4 protein-coding genes are annotated in these 4,004 nt (G+C 34.3%); all 4 read left to right on the forward strand.

All coding sequences use genetic code 11. The features are described from left to right. Positions 1-1,089, forward strand: a 1,089-nt coding sequence (locus CYP84_RS08555) for a thioredoxin reductase (protein ID WP_103637270.1), incomplete at its 5' end; no start/stop codon positions are given. A gap of 87 nt (positions 1,090-1,176) precedes the next feature. Beyond that, positions 1,177-2,112, forward strand: a complete 936-nt coding sequence (locus CYP84_RS08560; protein WP_180996404.1) for a hypothetical protein — start codon at positions 1,177-1,179, stop codon at positions 2,110-2,112. A 3-nt stretch (positions 2,113-2,115) separates the two neighbouring features. Then, the gene (locus CYP84_RS08565; protein ID WP_103618088.1) at positions 2,116-3,477 is read left to right on the forward strand and encodes a thioredoxin reductase; all 1,362 of its coding nucleotides are present in this window, start codon (positions 2,116-2,118) and stop codon (positions 3,475-3,477) included. Between the two features lie 64 nt (positions 3,478-3,541). Then, positions 3,542-4,004: hypothetical protein (locus tag CYP84_RS08570; RefSeq protein WP_141089206.1), on the forward strand; the 463-nt coding region annotated here is incomplete at its 3' end.

Genomic DNA, 4,004 nt, shown 5'->3' on the forward strand with positions numbered 1-4,004 from the left:
CTATACTATAACCCTAAACCAAATTCTCTAGGTCAAACAGACTATCTTTCATTTAAACCATGGCTAGATATTAGCTATAAAGCAAGCTCAAATAAACTATCACCTTGGACTAAATCAGAAAAAGCTTACTATGAAAGCTTAAAAGATAAAAGAGATAGATATATCTATCTAGTAAAAAGAAGTAATCTAAAATGCACTATGATAGATATCCCAGAAGATGCCATAGGTAGGGTAGATAGTAGTGGCAAACTAACAAAGCCAGAGTATGCTGAAATTTATGATGAAGTAAGCTCTAATAGAAAAACTCTAAAATCAGAACTATTTGCAGCTGAGTGGAATATATGTGCTGGAGTATTAGGAAATACAGCTGGGTTTTCAAGGGGAGTTGGATTGGGCTATGCAGGATTTAAAGCAAGAGCATATCAATCAATGTTTCTATCAGCACAGCTTGGTAAAAAAGAAGCTTTAGGAGGACTAGCAGATTTATTTGAATACTCAACCTATTTAGTAGGTCTAAACAAAAATTTACAAATGGCTGAAGAATTTAGAAGACTAGCTAAAAATCCCCCACTAGATGAATATGGCATGATGCCTTATCTTGATGAGATAGTAGGAAATTACTTTGTGATGGATTTTAATAGGGGTGGGGTGGCTGCAATGCCAGATAACTCTTTGTATAAAGACCTAAGAGAGCTTGTGGAAGATAAAGGCAAACTACTAGATCCTAGAGACATTGACGCAAATGAGACTACAAGGGAAGAATTTATTTCTTATGTCAAAAGTGAACTCCCTAAATTTCAAGATAGACTAGAGCTTCCAGGATTTCCTAAAGATTGGGATGATAGAACACTTTCTCTTTTTATCGACTCCACCCTCCTAGAAGCCAAAATAATGTCTCTAACCCCACCAGAGGGCTATCCGAATGCACCATACTACAACACACCAGAAGAGCTAACAAGACTATATGAGGCTGGTAAATTAGATAAAAAGCTAAATCCTCTAACACCAGTCATATATAGAGACAGCTTCCCTGAAGATCTTAGGCAAAAGATATTAAGCTATGCTAAAGAGCATAATATAAAGGATTAAAGAATAAATTTAATATCTATGGCTCCAAACGGAGCCAAACTCCGTCTCCTAATAGGTCGTTATAACATAAGTATCATCTGGAATAGCATGAGAAGCTTTGCTTTTATGAAACAAACTTATATGTTTAACCCAAAAGATGTCGAAGCCATAAGAAACATACTAAAAGATTATGGTAAATCACTAGGCAAAGATGTGGGAGTAGCTTTTCTTAAAGGTATAGTAGAACTTTGGAAAACCTCATATGAAAAACTAGAAGAGAACTATAAAGAGATAATGCACACAAGATACACATATAAATTTAATGAAGCTTACGCACTAAATAATATCTCATATAAACCTATGTCTATAAAAGAAGCCTATGATAAAGATAGTACAAATAGCTATTGCTACTATCCAGTAATGATCTATCAAAACTATATAAGTCTAAATTTAAATAGACTATTTCTAGGAGCTAATATAAGTAGTGGAGGACTAGACTATAACTCATTTATATACTACGACATAGACCATAAGAAAAACAAACTATCTTTTAACCTAGCTTCTAAACTAGCACTAAATAACCTTAGTACCTATCTATGCTTAGATGAGCTAAGAGGATCTGGTAATGAGATAGATGCAAGGTATTTTAACTATGCTAGAAGTAGATACACTGAATCTGATGTAGAGATAAGGGAGCTAAATTTGGATGTTAAAGAGGAGAAGGAAATTTACGATGTCTACTTTAAAGGTAATGGTCAAGATAGACAGAGCTTCTCTTATGCCATAGATGCCTATCAAGAAGCTGCAAAGATTATATATATGCTTAGACTAGGAATTTTTAACACCAACTATGGCAATACTCATCGCAACCTCTCAAGAGATCTAGTAGAAGCTCTTGATACTATTGGCAACAATAACATAAAGGGTATATATGTGGGGTGTAAGATAGAGCACGGAAAAAGAACTAAAGAAACGATACCCCCAAGACTTGTCGGTCGTCTAGCCACTACCATAGTAATGGAAGATGGTCTATACATAGGATAAGATATGAAGAAGATAATATTTATAATCATAGCTCTTTTAGTAGCAGGATCACTATTAATAATAAACAAAGGAAATTTAATGAGTAAAGAAAATTTAATGGATAACACTAATACATATACGGTTATAGCGCCAAATGGAGAAGAAGTTTGGTTTGACAAAAGTACAAATTTAATTGTGCCTAAAACTAAAGATGACAATACAACAAAATATTTTGAGGAAAAATCTAAAATGCTCCTTGAAGCTCGCTCCATCCTCGACTCATCTCCATATAAAAACTATCAACCCCTATACTATAACCCTAAACCAAATTCTCTAGGTCAAACAGATTATTTATCATTTAAACCATGGCTAGATATTAGCTATAAACCAAGCTCTACTAAGATAGCTCCATGGACTAAAACAGAAAAAGCCTACTATGAAAGCTTAAAAGATAAGAGAGATAGATATATCTATCTCGTAAAAAGAAGTAATCTAAAATGCACTATGATAGATATACCAGAAGATGCAATAGGTAGAGTAGATAGTAATGGCAAACTAACAAAGCCAGAGTATGCTGAAATTTATGATGAAGTAAATGCTCATAAAGGTACATTAAAATCAATGCTCTTTTCGGCAGAGTGGGGAATGTGTGCAGGAATACTTGGAGATCCTATGGGATTTTCATATGGAAATGAAGCTGGGTTTAAAGCAAGGGATTATCAAAGAATTTTCTTAGCAGCCCAGCTAGGAGTAACAAAGGCTTTAAAATTTCTAGGTGATTTATTTGAATACACTACTTATGATATAGGTCTAAACAAAAATTTACAAATGGCTGAAAAATTTAGAAGACTAGCTAAAAATCCCCCACTAGATGAATATGGAATGATGCCTTATCTTGATGAGATAGTAGGGAGCTATTTTGTGATGGATTTTAATAGAAATGGGATAGTGATTAACCCTACAGGTTCAATGCATAGAGTTTTAAGAGAACTCGTAGAAGATAAAGGAAAACTACTAGACCCTAGAGACCTAGATGCAAACGAGACTACAAGAGAAGAATTTATCTCTTATGTCAAAAAAGAACTGCCAGAATATGCGGAGATTTTTTCTGAAAAAGGCTATCCTGCTAATTACGAAGATAGAGACATAGACCTCTACATCGACTCCACCCTCCTAGAAGCTAAAATAATGTCCCTAACCCCACCAGATGGCTATCCAAATGCACCATACTACAACACACCAGAAGAGCTAACAAGACTATATGAGGCTGGTAAATTAGATAAAAAGCTAAACCCTCTAACACCAGTGATGTATAGAGATAGCTTTCCTGAAGATCTTAGGCAAAAGATCCTAAGCTATGCCAAAGAGCATAATATAAAGGATTAGAGAATAAATTTAATATCTATGGCTCCAAACGGAGCCAAATCCCATTTCATAATAGGCTACCACAATGCAAAGACCCAACAACCCCAACCTAGTAAAACAAAAATTCACCGACATAAAAACCCTAAGTCCTATTAAGGATTACAGCCAGTACAGCATAAACATCAATAAAGAAAACAATAGATCAACTCTTATTTTAAATTTATCCCCATTTGCAAGGATAGATAAAAAATATATAGACAACATAGAGCAAAAAAGGGAAGAATTTAAAGAGATCGCCTATCAAGATGACACCAACTATCTTGATAACTACACCAAATACGAAGAGTTATTTAAGACAAATTTCTCTCATGTAAATGCTTATGCTAAGCAGCCAAATGATATGGAGAAGATCAAAAAAAGCGAAGAAGAGTATATGAAAAAGGTAACTCTCTCTTTTAAGGCAGTATTTGATAAGGTAAATGAAAACACCTTAAACAGAAGAGAGGCTGAAGCATATAACAATAGCAATATCTCAAGCCAACTTATAG

The organism is Campylobacter concisus (assembly GCF_002912425.1).
GTDB lineage: Bacteria > Campylobacterota > Campylobacteria > Campylobacterales > Campylobacteraceae > Campylobacter_A > Campylobacter_A concisus_AH.